Below are 13,885 nucleotides of genomic sequence, written 5' to 3' on the forward strand. Positions count from 1 at the left end.
AAACAAGGTTCTCAAGATGCAGACATTATGGCGCCGCCAGCGTTGGTGGCTTACCCCGACTTTGCTCATCGCGCCGGCGATCGTGCTGTTTTCGACCGTCATCCTGCTGTCGGCCGTCCGCAGCGTCTGGATCAGTCTGCACGACTGGGATGGCTTCGGCCCGATGGTGTGGATCGGCTTCGGCAATTACGTCGAACTCTACAACGATCCGCAATTCTACGTGTCGCTGAAGAACAATCTGATCTGGCTCGTCATGTTCATGGTCGCCCCGCCGATCGGGCTTGCCATCGCGCTGCTGGTCAACCAGAAAATCCGCGGAATGCGCTTCCTGAAGTCGCTGTTCTTCATTCCGCTGGTGCTGGCGTCGGTGACGGTCGGCGTCGTCTTCGCCTGGGTCTATACGCCGGAGTTCGGCCTGCTCGCGCTGATCTTCCGAGCCTTCGGAGCTGTGGCGCCGGCGGTTCTGTCCGACGAGCATTTCGTCACCTTCGCCATCGTCATCGCAGCGCTGTGGCCGCAGATCACCTTCTGCATGGTGCTTTATCTCGCCGGCCTCAACAATTTGAGCGAAGAGCTGATCGGTGCGGGGCGCGTCGACGGGGCGAGGGGCTGGAACATGCTGTGGCACATCGTGCTGCCGCAGCTGACCCAGGTGACCTTCATCGCCATTGCCGTCACCGTCGTCGGGGCGCTCCGCTCCTTCGACATGGTGTCGGTGATGACCTCAGGCGGGCCGTTCGGCTCCTCCTCGGTGCTCGCCTACCAGATGTACGAGCAGTCGATCTTCTCCTACCGCTTCGGCTACGGCGCGGCGATCGCCTCGGTGCTGTTCGTGATCATGGCCGTCTTCATCGCCTGGTATCTCAGTCACATCATCCGCAGCGAAGAGAGGGGAGGCTGATGTATCCTCGTCCTATTCCGGAGGCCGCCGTCTGGCAGCGCCGCCTCTATGTGCTTGCCGTCGTCATCGTGATGCTGCTCTGGCTCTGCCCGCTGTTTGCGATCATCCTCACCTCGTTCCGCTCGACCGAGGATGTGATGGGCGGCAATCTGTGGGGATGGCCGACCGGCATCGGCGTCATCGACAATTACACCGCTGTTTTCACCCAGACGCCGATGGCGCGTTACTTCCTCAACAGCCTGATCATCACCATTCCCTCGGTGATCGGCGTGCTGGCGCTCTCGACGCTCGCCGGCTACGTGCTGTCGCGCTATCGCTTTCCCGGCAATATGCTGATCTTCGCGCTGTTCGTCGGCGGCAATTTCCTGCCGCATCAGATCATGATGATCCCGGTGCGCGACCTGATGGTCCGTCTCGACCTGATCGACACGACGGCGGCGCTGATCATCTTCCATGTCGCCTTCCAGACCGGGTTCGCGACGCTGTTCATGCGCAATTTCATCGCAGCCCTGCCGGACGAGCTGTTCCAGGCGGCCCGCGCCGAAGGGGCATCACCCTTCCAGACGCTCATTCATGTGGCGATCCCGCTGGTGCGGCCGGCGCTGGCAGCCCTTGCCATCCTGATCTTCACCTTCATCTGGAACGACTATTTCTGGGCCGTGGTGCTGACCGTCAGCGACAGCGTCAAGCCGGTCACCGCCGGCCTTGCCAATCTGCGCGGCGAATGGGTCTCGGCCTGGAACCTGATATCCGCCGGCACCATCATCGTCGCCGTGCCGCCCGTCGTGATGTTCTTCCTGATGCAGCGCCACTTCATCGCCGGCCTGACCATGGGGGCGGTGAAGGGATGAGTGCCGCGTTTTCCATTTCAACAAGAGAGGGCCAGGACATGACCAGTCTCGAACTCCGTGAGATCAACAAGAATTACGGCGCCTATCATGCGCTGCGCGGCATCGATCTTTCCGTGGCGCAAGGCGAGTTCATCGTCATGGTCGGGCCGTCGGGCTGCGGCAAGTCCACGCTTTTGAAGTCGATCGCCGGCCTGGAGGAAATTTCCTCCGGCCAGATCCTGATCAATGGCCGCGACGTCAGCAAGCAGGAGCCGGGTGATCGCGGCATCGCCATGGTCTTCCAGTCCTACGCGCTCTATCCGCATATGACGGTGGCGGAGAATATGGGCTTCGGCCTGCGCATGGCCAAGCGCCCGAAGGCCGAGATCGAGACGGCCGTCGCACGCGCCGCCAAGATCTTGAGGATCACCGACCAGCTCGACAAGCGCCCGAAGCAACTGTCCGGCGGTCAGCGGCAGCGCGTGGCGATCGGCCGGGCGATCACCCGCTCGCCCGAGGTCTTCCTGTTCGACGAGCCGCTGTCGAACCTCGATGCGGCGCTCCGCACCCAGATGCGCGTCGAATTGAGCAGCCTGCATGCCGAACTCGGCGCCACCATGGTCTACGTCACCCACGACCAGGTGGAGGCCATGACCATGGCAAGCCGCATCGTCGTGCTCAATCAGGGGATCATCGAGCAGGTCGGCTCGCCGCTGGAGCTTTACCGCAACCCCGACAATCTCTTCGTCGCCGGCTTCCTCGGCGCGCCGCGCATGAATTTCCTCGGCGTCACCGTCGACGACGTGTCGGGCCGCAATATCACCGTTTCGGCGCCCGGCCTCGTGCCGGTGACGGTGGAGCTGGCGCAGCCGACAACGCTTGGAAAAGGCGCCGGCCTGACGCTCGGCATTCGTCCGGAGACGATATCGATCGTCGCCGATGCCAGCCAGGGCGGGGCGATCGAAGGCGAGGTGCGGCTGGTCGAGCATCTCGGCCGCGAAACCATCCTCTATGTCGATGCCGGCAATATGCGCACCATCGCCTCGGAGAGCGGCACCGGCAACATCACCGTGCAGCTCAGCTACGTCGCGCCGTTTGCCGCCGAGCAGAAGGTGGCGCTGAAGCTCGATGCCAGCGAGCTCTATCTCTTTTCATCCGAAGGCGGCCGCACGATCAGCGCCCGCAAGACCATTCTCGACAGATAAAGAAAGATCACCCGTGTCCGACAAGACCCTCTCCGTATGGAACCCCGTCAAGACCGACCGCTTCCTGGTCGGCGCCCCGCACTATCCCGAGCATGTCGATGAAAGCTATTGGGAGCGCGACGCCGAGCGCATGGCCAAAGCCGGCTTCAACGTGGTACGCATGGCCGAATTCGCCTGGCACATTCTCGAGCCGAAGCCCGGCACTTACGATTTCGATCTGTTCGACCGCGCCATCGCGATCCTCGGGCGCTACGGCATCGATACGATCATGTGCACGCCGACGGCCACTCCGCCGCGCTGGCTGACCGCAGCACACCCTGAAATCTTAAGGGTCGACGGCAAGGGCCGGCCGATGAGCCACGGCTCGCGCCAGCACTGCGATACGGCAAGCCCTGTGTTCCGCGAACACAGCAAGCGCATCACCAAGGCGATGGCCGAGCACTATCGCGACAACCCTTATGTCGTGGGATGGCAGACCGACAATGAGCTCAACACCAGCATGCCGGAGAGCTTTTCCCAAGCGACGCTCAGCGAATTCCAAGCCTTCCTCGCCGATAAATACGGCGAGATCGCCAAGCTCAACCGGGCCTGGGGCGGCGACTTCTGGGCGACGGCCTATGACACCTTCGATCAGGTGGTACTGCCGATCGAGTTCGGGCCGACCTTCCCGAGCCCCGGCCATCTGCAGGATTATCACCGCTTCCTCGCTTTCTCCACCGCGCGCTTCCAGCACGATCAGGTCGAAATCCTCAGAGCGGTCAAACCCGCCTGGTTCGTCTTCCACAATCTCGGCGGCCTCCGGGATATCGATTTCCGCGGCCAGTTCAGCAAGGACCTCGATTTCGTCGGCTATGATATCTATCCGATGCTCTATGACGAGTTCCAGCGGCTCGGAAACCACGCCAAGGTGCAGGCATTGCACCTCGATATCTGCCGCGGCTTTTCCGGCAATTACATCGTGCCCGAGCAGCAATCGGGTTTCGGCAGCCAGCCGGGCTTCTGCACGCTGACGCCGGAGCCTGGCGAACTGCGCCGCATGGCGCTCTCCTCCGTTGCTCATGGTGCTGACGGCTTGATGTTCTTCCGCTGGCGGCCGGCCCATTTCGGCGCCGAGATCTATTGGATGGGCATCATCGACCATGACGATATCGGCCGCCACCGCTATGAGGAGGCCAAGCGCTTCGCGACCGAGATGATCGCGCTGCAGCCGAAAATCCTCGGCACCTATGTGCGCATGGATGTCGGCATCGCCGGCTCCGATTTCGACAATCAGGAAGCCCACAAGACCTATCCGATCGGCCTGCCGAGCCCGCAGGACGATGCGATCCTGCTGCACCAATATTGCTATGATCGCGGCATTGCCTGCGGCTTCATCCATCCCGAGGACGATCTTTCCAGGCTGAAGCTCTTCTACGTCCCCCACTGGGTGATGTGGAAGGACGAATGGACGGAAAAGCTCAAAGCCTTCGCGGCATCCGGTGGCACCGTCGTCATCGGCGCGCGCACCGGCACGCGAGACGAAGACAACCACGTCATCCGCGAGACCGCGCCGGGCACCGCGCTGTCGAAGCTGACGGGCGTGCGCGTCGAAGATTTCGGCCGTCTCACCGCCCCCGGTGCCAACGGCCTCTTCGACGTGATGGAGCGCTCGGGCGGTCTCGTCATCCCGCCGAACAAACCGGCCGAATCCCAGCGCCGCCAGCGCCGCTTCAAACTCGGCAACCGCGAAATCACCGCCGGCCACTTCTATGAAAACCTCACCGTCGACAGCGACGTCGAAGTGATCGCCGCCTGGTCGAACCGCTATGCCGAGGGGCAGGCGATGGCGACCGCCCGCAAGGTCGGCAAGGGGCAGGTGGTCTATCTCGGCACCTATCTCACGCCTGAGCTGACCGAAGCGCTGACCGAACGCCTCTTCCCCCAGGCCGGCGTCGAGCCGCTGGTCGGCGGCCTGCCCGAAGGTGTGGAGGTGACGATGCGGATGAACGACGAGCGGCGGCTGCTCTTCGTGCAGAACTACACGGACCAGCCAGCGACGATCGGCGGCGTGCCGGCCGGGCGAGATCTTCTAGATGATGGCAAGACGGTTGCGGGGAGGCTGGAGCTTGGGGGCTATGGGTGTGCGATTGTGGAGTTGGAGGGGTGAGGGTTAGCAGCCAACGATGACGAAAGGTGTCCACGCGCGTTCATGACGCGCGGGGACGTGCTTCGCTGCTCGAGCAGCTGTGGTTTGGTGGCGGCCTTCTCCCAGCCGGATTCTGGCCACCTATTTGGAACCAAGGACGGGCGGGACTGTTTCAGCTGTGACTTTGGCTTGACGCCGACGTGCCCTCCTGGCTGGGTAAGCCTCGATTTTGAGGAGATTCGCATTATGAAGATTTCGTCCAGATTTCGTTCAGTCGCGGCTGCGGCTATCGCAGCAGCAGGAGTGAGTTTTGCCGGCTCTGCGTATGCCGACAGCGGTACGATCAGCTTTTCAGTCTACAAGGCTGCCTTCTTTGTAGGTGGTTCTGGAGGCGAGGGCACGCTGACCTTCCATGGTCGCCATTATCCCATCTCTATCGGCGGCATCTCGGGCGGCCTCGCCTTCGGGGCTTCCAAGACCAATTTTCATGGTACTGTTCGCCATATTCGCCGGGCTCGAGATGTGACCGGGGTCTACGGTGCGGCGGGCGGTGGTGGCGCGGTCGGCAAAGGGGCCCAGGTGATCGTCATGACCAATGAGAAGGGCGCCGAGCTCGAACTCTCAGGCAAGCAGGTAGGCCTGCAGGTCAACGCCGATATCAGCGGTATGGCCATCACGGTAAAGTAATGTAGGTGCCGTGCAGCCCCCTCATCCGACCCTTCGGGCCACCAGCCGGATGAGGGGGCTGCACGGCACGCCGCTCACACCCCACCCACCCGCTGTCACATCTCCGGCAGGCCGGCCTTTCGGAAGCCGTCGACAAAGTGGTCTCGTACAGATGCATCGCGCAGCGGCTGGGAGCTGAGCCAATGGCCGATCGTGAAATGCGGGTGGGCGATCAGGAACAATTCTGCTTCTCGCCGCGCCTCCTCATGGTGGCCCGACTGCGCAAGCGTAGCAGCCAGGAATTTGCGTGAGTTGGTACGATACGTGTCTTCCCTGCGGAGGGTAGCGGCTGCCGCCTCATAGTCACGTGCGGCGTATTGCGCCTGCCCAAGATGACAAAGATACCAGCAGGCTGGACGGGGATTGAGCCGCAGAGCTTTCTCGATCTGCGCCAGTCCGTCGGCAACCCTGCCGTCCAGCACTGAGATATCAGACATGGCGGCCCAGGTGTCGGCGTGGTTGGGGTCCAGCTCCAGGGCCTTGGCGAAGGCGGCCTCCGATTCCTCCCATCGCCGCTCGTAGGCCAGAATGGTCCCCAGAACGTAACGGCAGCCGGCATCGTTTGGATCCAGCTCGACCGCCTTTTGCGCTGATGTCGTCGCCATCTCACGGTTGGGATCTTCGGGCTCGCCGAAATGAGTCCAGGCCAGCCAACGGTTATAGGCGAGCAGACCGAGCGCCTCGGCATAGGATGGCTCGAGCTTGACCGCGCGCTGGAGCAGCATATAGGCCTCGCGCTCGGTTTGCGGCGACTCTTCCGTCAGGAGGCGGGCGCGCACACACAGGTCGTACGCCTCAAAGTTCGTCGGCCGATTGCGCGGCGTCGGGATGGTCAGCCGGCCGACGAGGGCTTCGACAATCTTGGCGTTGACTTCATCCTGCAATTCGAAAACATCTTCCAGCGTCCGGTCGAACCTCTCGGCCCACAAGTGCCCGCCGTCAGCCGTGTCGACCAGTTGGGCGTTGATGCGGACACGGCCCATTGCGCGTCTGGCGCTCCCCTCCAGGACGTAGCGGACGCCGAGTTCCTGGGCGACCAGCTTTACGTTGACCGGCTTGCCCTTGTAACCGTAGACGGAATGGCGCGCGATGACGAACAGCCCGGCCGTGCGGGAAAGGTCGGTGATCAGGTCTTCCGTCAGGCCGTCGGCGAAAGGCGCGTCGGCTTCATTCCCACTCATGTTCGTGAACGGCAATACAGCGATCGAGGGACAGTCGGGCAGCGGCAATATGCTTTCCAGCGCATCCGGCCAATGCCACATGTGGACGGGGCGAGTCAGGTTCTTCAGGTAGCGTTCGCCTGCGTCGAAGAACCGGTCGCCGATCTTGCCGACGATCTCGTCGTGAACGCCGGCTGAAATGCAGATACCTCCCGGCGCGGCCTGCGTCTCCAGGCGCGCCGCGACATTGACCCCGTCGCCGAGGACGTCTGAACCATCATCAATGACATCTCCCAGATTGACACCTACACGTAAAAGTAGGCGTCGTTCTCCGGAAGCCTCGACAGTCGTGGTGGCCCGCTGCATTTCCAGCGCTGCTTCGACTGCGTCCACCGCACTGCCGAATTCGATCAGGAAGCCGTCGCCCACGACCTTGAAGATGCGACCGTTGTGGCGCGTCACAGCCGGCTCGATAACGCCAGAACGGAGTTCTCTGAGATTCTCAAGCGTTGCGACTTCATCAGCCTCCATCAGGCGTGAAAATCCCACCACATCGGCAACGACGATGGCAGCGAGACGACGCTGAAGAAATTGATCCGTCATGTGAGGACAAGCCCAACGACCAAATTAGCAAGTTATTGTTCAACTGCGGGTGAGTCAACAAGCCGTAAGAGGTAATGTCCAGGCGATCTCCACCTCCGAGTGGACAATGTCCCCTAGTTGCCCCAGCCAATTTGGAACCGATCAAATCGAACCTCGCTCAACGGCTGGTTGGAGGCGCTCAGCCTTACCGAACGAAGAACGAGATGAAGCTCGGGGGAATAATATTGTTCGAAAATAATCGGAGGCAATTCCGTCAGTTCCAGACGGCTGTTGATGGCCCAGACTTTGTAGGAACAAGATGCAATCGTTTCCTCTCCCAAGCCGTCGAACCTCATGAAAGTCGTGCCCGAAACGGATTTCTTGCCATTGATGAAAAGCGTGGTGTCGGATTGCCAGTTCTTCTTCTGCAGTAGATCGTCCAACGCAATCGCATTCGCGTATTTCAGCTCATGCGTTCCGCTGGCACTCACTCTCTTTTCGACGAGCAAGGGGTGCAAATATACAGCCGAGACCGGCTGCAACGAACCGTCGCGCTCCATCAGCCGTTGTTCGGTGAGAGCCGGGCCGTCCGGCTTGTAGAATACGGAATAGAAAGGCGCCTCTCTGGTCAGCAGCACGCCCTGTTTGGTCTCATTGGCGGTTAAGCAATTGCCAAAGGCTGGTACCGCCAATGTTATTCCAACCAGTAGCGACAGATTTCTTAGCAAGATCGACATCCTAGATTCCCCTCATCCAAGTCCGCTACCACAGTGCTTGGGTGAAATTGGGGAGATCTAGTCGAGCCCAGGCGGATCGCGCAAGCTCTCGCTTAGGCTGTGCGCATCCTCCTGCGCCCGCGATTACCGCGCGGCATCCTCCAATGCCCCTCATGCTGAGGTGCGCAGCCCGAGAGGGCGGAGCCTCGAAGCACGCCGCAACGCGGCTCCTTGCACCCATCTGACGTCGAGCGCCCGCCTCGTCCTTCGAGGCCCCTGCGGGGCACCTCAGGATGAGGCTCGCTTATATGCCCGCGTCACGCCAACCGCAGTCACCGCCGAACCCAGCATCGTCACCGCACTCAACACGAACGGGCTCCACCAGCCGACATGATCGAACAGCAGGCCGCCGGCGAATGCCCCTGAAGTGATCGCAAACTGAATAAGCGCGACAAACCAGGCGCCGGCTTCCTCCAGATGGTGCGGGACCGTCCGCGTCATCCAGGTTGTCCATGCCGCCGGCACCGGCGTCGTCAGCAAGCCCCAGAAAAGCAGCAGGCCGGCCGTTGCGAAGGCCACGGGGCCAAGGCCGACGAGTGCCAGTGCCACGGTCACCAGCACCGCCGGAAACCCGATCAGTACATGGGCCATATGCGCGCGCAGCATGGAGGGGATCAGCGAGGTTCCGGCGAGGCCGGCAAGGCCGATCCCGAGCAGCACCAGCGAGAGCGCGTTCACCCCGAGATGGGTGATGTCTTCGAGAAACGGCCTCAGATAGGTCGAGAGCGCGAACTGCCCCATGAAAAACAGGATCATCGCCGTCATGCCGAGGGCGAAGGTGCGGTTGCCCATCAGGCTGAAGGTCCTGCCGAGCGATCCGCTTTGGCCGCCCGGCATCCGGGGCAGGGCGATGGCCTGCCAGATGAAGGCGACAATGCCGATCGGCACGACGATGAAGAAGGCGCCGCGCCATCCGACAAGGCTGCCGAGGAAACTGCCAAGCGGTGCGGCGATCACTGCGGCGAGCGCACTGCCGCCTTGAAGCATGGCAAGGGCCTTGGGCACGTCGGGACCGGAAGCGATGCGTGCGATGATCGCCGTCGCCAAGGACCAATAGCCGCCGATCGACACGCCGATGAGGGCGCGGCCGACCATGAAGATGAGGTAATTGGGGGCAAAGGTGACCGCCAGACCCGACACCACGAGCACGACGGTGTAGCAAAGGATCACCAGGCGCCGGTCGAAGCGCGCAAACAGCACATTGCTGAACAAGGCGGTGATGACGGCGAAGAAGCCCGAGATCGAGATCGCCTGACCCGCCTGGCCTGCGGTGCTCGCCAGTTCGTCGGCGATCGGGGTCAGCAGGCTCACCGGCATGAATTCCGACGCGACGAGCACGAAGGAGGTCAGCATCATGCAGATGACCGCACTCCACGGCGTCGTCTTGGCTTCAATTCTCATGTCGTAGTTGATGTCCATCGGGCTGTCCCTTCAAAGCGGGTGTTCATGGCGCCGGGCGACGGCTGCGCGCCGCCGTTCCGGCGACCAGGGTCGCGCCGACAAGCCATGCCGGCGTCGTCGATTTCGAAATCTCTGACGGCTAAGTTTTCGGTGTGATCCGAAATCCGGACGTCACATCCGCAGAAGCGCCTTGATTGCCGAGCGCTCGTCCATCGCCTTGTAGCCTTGGGCGACATCGGCGAGCGGCACTTCGAGATCGAAGACCTTTCCGGGGTTGATCTTGCGCGACAGGATGAGATCGATCAGGTGCGGGAGGAAGCGGCGCACCGGGGCAGGGCCGCCCAACAGGTTCTTCTGTGTGAAGAACAGCATCTGTCCGTCGAGACTGACGCCATGGGGAACGCCGACATAGCCGATCGAGCCGCCGGGGCGGCAGGCATTGATCGCCTGCATCATCGACTCCTCGGTGCCGACGCATTCCAGCACCGAATCCGCGCCGACGCCACCCGTCAGCTTCTTGATCCTGGCCACACCCTCGTCGCCGCGCTCGGTGACGATATCGGTCGCGCCATATTCGAGCGCGAGGTCCTGGCGTTGCTTGTGGCGGCTCATCGCAATGATGCGGCCGGCGCCAAGCTGTTTGGCCGCGAGCACGCCCATCAGGCCGACCGCGCCGTCGCCGACCACGACCGCTGTGCATCCCGGCGTCACCCGCGCGGCGTCGGCCGCATACCAGCCGGTGCCGAGAACATCAGAAGCCGCGAGCAGGCTGGGGATCAGGTCGTCGGAGGGCATGGTGTCGGTCGCCACAAGCGTGCCGTCGGCAAGCGCGATCCGGGCATAGGGCGCCTGCGCGCCCGACATGAATTCACGATGCTCGCAGGACGACTGGAAGCCATAGCGGCAATGCGGGCAGGTGTTGTCGGAGAGGCAGAACGAGCCGACGACGAACTGGCCGGGCCGAACGGTCCTGACCTCGCTGCCGACCTCGACGACCACGCCGCAATATTCGTGCCCCATGTGCTGCGGGGCATTTATCGGTTGAAGGCCGCGATAGGGCCAGAGGTCGGAGCCGCAGACACAGGAAGCCGACAGCTTGATGATCGCGTCGGTGGGTTTCTGGATTGTGGGTTCCGCGACTTCCTCGCAGCGGATATCGCCGGGGGCGCGAAGGACGGTGCCGAGCATAATCATCTCCTGTCCGGGCGGAATGCCCGTCTCATTCTTTGGGGGATGGATAGCACTATTCGATAACTCCGATTAGCCGTTGCAATTTGCATGGACTTATCGAAATCGGCTATTAATGACGCCGGATCGGAATGACTGGAGACATCAACCGTGGCCCGCGAGAATTTCAATGAGCTGCTGCTCTTCCTGGCGGTGGCGGAGGAGCGCAGCTTCACCAGGGCCGCGGCAAAACTCGGAGTGGCGCAGTCGACGCTGAGCTACGCCGTCAAGGAACTCGAAGCGCGCATGGGGCTGCGGCTCCTCACCCGCACGACGCGGAGCGTGGCGACGACGGAGGCCGGAGAGCGCCTCCGGCAATCGCTTGCACCGCGCATTTCCGAAATCGAGGCGGATATCGCGGCATTGATGGCCTATCGCGACAAACCGGCCGGCACCGTCAAGATCACCCTTTCAAACCACGCGATGGAAAGCGTGGTCTGGCCAAAGCTCGCCCCCGTCCTGGGGGAATATCCGGATATCAAGCTGGAACTCAGCGTCGACAACAGCTTCCGCAACATCGTCGAGGATGGCTTCGATGCGGGCGTGCGTCTTGGCGAGAGCCTGGAGAAGGACATGGTTGCGGTGCGGATCGGGCCGGACTGGCGTCTGGTGGCCGTCGCTTCCCCCGACTATTTCAAGACAAGACCGGTGCCGACGACACCGCAGGAGCTGATGCATCATAACTGCATCAACAGGCGTCTCGACCGGGTGGGCGGACTCTACGCCTGGGAATTCGAAAAGAACAACGAGGAGGTCCGGGTGAGGGTGGAGGGCCAGTTTACCTTCAACACCGACCGCGAAATGGTCGGCGCAGCCCTTCAAGGCTACGGCATCGCCTTTGTTCCGGAAAGCTATGTCGAAACGCACATCGCGGACGGGCGTCTCCAACTCTTCCTCGAAGACTGGACCCCCAAATTCGCCGGCTATTACCTCTATTACCCCAGCCGTCGGCAGAACCTCCCGGCCTTCTCCGTCATTGTGGACGCGCTTCGGGAGAGGAATCTCTGACGCCGTCACACCCGCCCCGTCCTTCGAGGCCCTGCGGGGCACCTTAGGATGAGGCTCTCTTGGAGGCCGCGCGAGCGGCGGCGTAACAGCAGGCGAGACCAAACCACGCTATTCCAACCGCCTGTAATTGGGCGCGGCACCCTCCAACCTCCCTCATCCTGAGGTGCGTAGCCCGAGAGGGCGGAGCCTCGAAGGACACGCTCCAACGCTGCTCCTTTGCATCCCTCTGCCGCCGAGCACCCGCCTCGACCTTCGAGGCTCCAGCCTCCGGCGCTGAGGCGCGAGTTCAAAACCCTAGGATGACACGCATCCCCGCCGCACAGCCGCATTATACAGCAACGGCAACGTAGGATGAGGCTCTCTTGGGCGCTGGTGCGACACCCTCTAATGCCTGCGATGACGGCGCGGCACCCTCCAACCTCCCTCATCCTGAGGTGCGCAGCCCATAGGGCGGAGCCTCGAAGGACACGCTCCAACCATGCTTCTTGCATTCACCGAACTGCAATCGCCGGCCAGGCTGGACGATGAAAAAACGACAACCTAAAAGAGATGAAGCCCAACCCACCTCTTGAAGGAGGAGAAAAAATGAAACGCATCGAGATGCAGCTCAGCGGCGGCTGCCAGTGCGGTGCCGTGCGCTACCACGCAACCGCGATGTTCGACAATTCGCATCTCTGCCATTGCCGGATGTGCCAGAAAGCCTCGGGCAACATCTTTGCCGCGCTGGTCGCCGCGCCCGATGATGCGCTCAGCTGGACACGCGGCAAACCGGGCATCTGGAAGAGCTCGGAACTTGTCGAGCGCGGCTTCTGCGCCAATTGCGGCACGCCATTGTTCTTCCACCACCTCGAAAACGGCCGCACCAACCTGATGATTGGCTCGCTTGACGATCCGAACGCCTTCGCGCCGCATGCCAATACCTGCACCGAAAACATGGTGTCATGGTTCGATACGATCACCGGCATCGAAAATACCGGCGCGACTGAAACCAACGGCGCCGACTGGGCCGCGGCAATCAAAGAGAGCAACAACCAGCACCCGGATCACGAAACCGCCTCATGGGCGGTGAGGGGGCGTGACGGCTGAGGCTATTGCGGCAGCCCTCGTGCTTCGAAGCTCCTGGGAAGTCCACGTTTTAAGCGATAATTCCGCTGTCGTATTGCAGTATCATGTTGTCGAGGTAGGCATAAGCGGTGCCCGCAAAATTGGTGCCAAAGTGCATTTCCGTGAATGCATTAGCATCGACCACGATATGCCCAATGAAAGGGTCGTCATAGTACTCAGAAATTTGTGGGTGGTATGAACCGTCATTGATGCCATTTAGCACTGGGATAGTCGTGCTGAGGCCATCGCCATCGTGAAAATCGAACTCCACGAGCTTCACGTCATCTAATGCGTAAATTCCGGAGTTGTCGCCGTCACCCTGAAAGAAGATCTCTTTCCCGCCATCTGCAGCCTGCACCACGGTTGCGTTTTTGAATAGCAGTCCGTGATAAGTGAATGTTCCCGTTGTGCCGACCGGGAGGTCTTCGAAGTCAAGCAGCATTTGGTTGGACGTCAAAGGATCGCCTTTGATCTCCAAATTGAGCTTTCCGACATCGGCATTTCCCGCACCGTCAGAAATTTTGTAGGAGAGGTTTTCGGTGAAGATTTTGCCGGCAAACAGCAGAAGGCGCGCGTCGTCATTGAGCGAATATGTGTAAGAGCCATCGGCTTTTACATGGAATACTCCGTAGTCTCCTGCGATATCGGTGATCTGGTTCGCGTTTTTCGCCAAGACATTCTCGTTGTCGAAGAAACGCAGAAATTTGTGGCCGTTGGCGCCGGCATCGTCATTTTCGAGAAGGTTACCGGAAATCGTATCGCTCTCGTAGAAGCTGAAATAGTCGTCGGTCGCGATAGGTTTAATACTGGCAGCCATCGGTTGCTCCTAGTGAATCATGC

Annotated in this window: 12 protein-coding genes; 7 read left to right on the forward strand and 5 right to left on the reverse strand. The window is 61.4% G+C overall.

The features are described from left to right. Nucleotides 1-16: 16 nt before the first annotated feature. From FHX14_RS24330 to FHX14_RS24350, 5 genes are all read left to right on the forward strand, one after another. Nucleotides 17-901 (forward strand): sugar ABC transporter permease, encoded by an 885-nt coding sequence (locus tag FHX14_RS24330; protein ID WP_184379188.1) that lies wholly within the window; start codon nt 17-19, stop codon nt 899-901. Further along, nucleotides 901-1,752: a carbohydrate ABC transporter permease gene (locus tag FHX14_RS24335; RefSeq protein WP_184379190.1), complete on the forward strand. Its 852-nt coding sequence runs from the start codon at nt 901-903 to the stop codon at nt 1,750-1,752. Before FHX14_RS24330 ends, FHX14_RS24335 begins: the two co-directional genes overlap by 1 nt. A gap of 38 nt (nt 1,753-1,790) precedes the next feature. After that, nucleotides 1,791-2,936, forward strand: coding sequence for a sn-glycerol-3-phosphate ABC transporter ATP-binding protein UgpC (ugpC, locus tag FHX14_RS24340; protein WP_184379192.1), 1,146 nt, complete (start codon nt 1,791-1,793; stop codon nt 2,934-2,936). 13 nt (nt 2,937-2,949) lie between these two features. Then, nucleotides 2,950-5,082: a beta-galactosidase gene (locus tag FHX14_RS24345; protein ID WP_184379194.1), complete on the forward strand. Its 2,133-nt coding sequence runs from the start codon at nt 2,950-2,952 to the stop codon at nt 5,080-5,082. A gap of 225 nt (nt 5,083-5,307) precedes the next feature. Continuing rightward, complete coding sequence (locus tag FHX14_RS24350; protein WP_184379196.1) at nt 5,308-5,748, forward strand: hypothetical protein; 441 nt, start codon at nt 5,308-5,310, stop codon at nt 5,746-5,748. Nucleotides 5,749-5,843: 95 nt separating this feature from the next. Here FHX14_RS24350 and FHX14_RS24355 read toward each other — a convergent pair whose 3' ends face one another. From FHX14_RS24355 to FHX14_RS24370, 4 genes are all read right to left on the reverse strand, one after another. After that, complete coding sequence (locus FHX14_RS24355; protein WP_184379198.1) at nt 5,844-7,550, reverse strand: adenylate/guanylate cyclase domain-containing protein; 1,707 nt, start codon at nt 7,548-7,550, stop codon at nt 5,844-5,846. A gap of 113 nt (nt 7,551-7,663) precedes the next feature. Beyond that, the gene (locus FHX14_RS24360; protein ID WP_184379200.1) at nt 7,664-8,266 is read right to left on the reverse strand and encodes a hypothetical protein; all 603 of its coding nucleotides are present in this window, start codon (nt 8,264-8,266) and stop codon (nt 7,664-7,666) included. Nucleotides 8,267-8,533: 267 nt separating this feature from the next. Beyond that, the gene (locus FHX14_RS24365; RefSeq protein ID WP_184379202.1) at nt 8,534-9,724 is read right to left on the reverse strand and encodes an MFS transporter; all 1,191 of its coding nucleotides are present in this window, start codon (nt 9,722-9,724) and stop codon (nt 8,534-8,536) included. A gap of 153 nt (nt 9,725-9,877) precedes the next feature. Further along, nucleotides 9,878-10,894 carry a zinc-dependent alcohol dehydrogenase family protein gene (locus tag FHX14_RS24370; RefSeq protein WP_184379204.1) on the reverse strand — a complete coding sequence of 339 codons (1,017 nt, stop codon included), beginning with the start codon at nt 10,892-10,894 and terminating at the stop codon, nt 9,878-9,880. Nucleotides 10,895-11,044: 150 nt separating this feature from the next. On the opposite strand from FHX14_RS24370, the gene FHX14_RS24375 reads away from it, so the two are divergent. Further along, nucleotides 11,045-11,941 carry a LysR family transcriptional regulator gene (locus FHX14_RS24375; protein WP_184379206.1) on the forward strand — a complete coding sequence of 299 codons (897 nt, stop codon included), beginning with the start codon at nt 11,045-11,047 and terminating at the stop codon, nt 11,939-11,941. A 585-nt stretch (nt 11,942-12,526) separates the two neighbouring features. Then, nucleotides 12,527-13,027: a GFA family protein gene (locus FHX14_RS24380; protein ID WP_184379208.1), complete on the forward strand. Its 501-nt coding sequence runs from the start codon at nt 12,527-12,529 to the stop codon at nt 13,025-13,027. A 49-nt stretch (nt 13,028-13,076) separates the two neighbouring features. On the opposite strand, the gene FHX14_RS24385 is transcribed toward FHX14_RS24380, so the two are convergent. Then, entirely contained in the window at nt 13,077-13,862 is a 786-nt protein-coding gene (locus FHX14_RS24385; RefSeq protein ID WP_184379210.1) for an Ig-like domain-containing protein, read from the reverse strand. Nucleotides 13,863-13,885: the final 23 nt, after the last annotated feature.

It is taken from the genome of Rhizobium sp. BK619 (assembly GCF_014195245.1).
GTDB lineage: Bacteria > Pseudomonadota > Alphaproteobacteria > Rhizobiales > Rhizobiaceae > Rhizobium > Rhizobium acidisoli.

Excerpts from the sequence above, each read along its gene's own strand:
- FHX14_RS24330 (WP_184379188.1), top strand. The coding sequence starts at position 17 with ATGCAGACATTATGGCGCCGCCAGCGTTGGTGGCTTACCCCGACTTTG.
- FHX14_RS24335 (WP_184379190.1), top strand. The coding sequence starts at position 901 with ATGTATCCTCGTCCTATTCCGGAGGCCGCCGTCTGGCAGCGCCGCCTC.
- ugpC (WP_184379192.1), top strand. The coding sequence starts at position 1,791 with ATGACCAGTCTCGAACTCCGTGAGATCAACAAGAATTACGGCGCCTAT.
- FHX14_RS24350 (WP_184379196.1), top strand. The coding sequence starts at position 5,308 with ATGAAGATTTCGTCCAGATTTCGTTCAGTCGCGGCTGCGGCTATCGCA.
- FHX14_RS24355 (WP_184379198.1), bottom strand. The coding sequence starts at position 7,550 with ATGACGGATCAATTTCTTCAGCGTCGTCTCGCTGCCATCGTCGTTGCC.
- FHX14_RS24360 (WP_184379200.1), bottom strand. The coding sequence starts at position 8,266 with ATGTCGATCTTGCTAAGAAATCTGTCGCTACTGGTTGGAATAACATTG.
- FHX14_RS24365 (WP_184379202.1), bottom strand. The coding sequence starts at position 9,724 with ATGGACATCAACTACGACATGAGAATTGAAGCCAAGACGACGCCGTGG.
- FHX14_RS24370 (WP_184379204.1), bottom strand. The coding sequence starts at position 10,894 with ATGCTCGGCACCGTCCTTCGCGCCCCCGGCGATATCCGCTGCGAGGAA.
- FHX14_RS24380 (WP_184379208.1), top strand. The coding sequence starts at position 12,527 with ATGAAACGCATCGAGATGCAGCTCAGCGGCGGCTGCCAGTGCGGTGCC.
- FHX14_RS24385 (WP_184379210.1), bottom strand. The coding sequence starts at position 13,862 with ATGGCTGCCAGTATTAAACCTATCGCGACCGACGACTATTTCAGCTTC.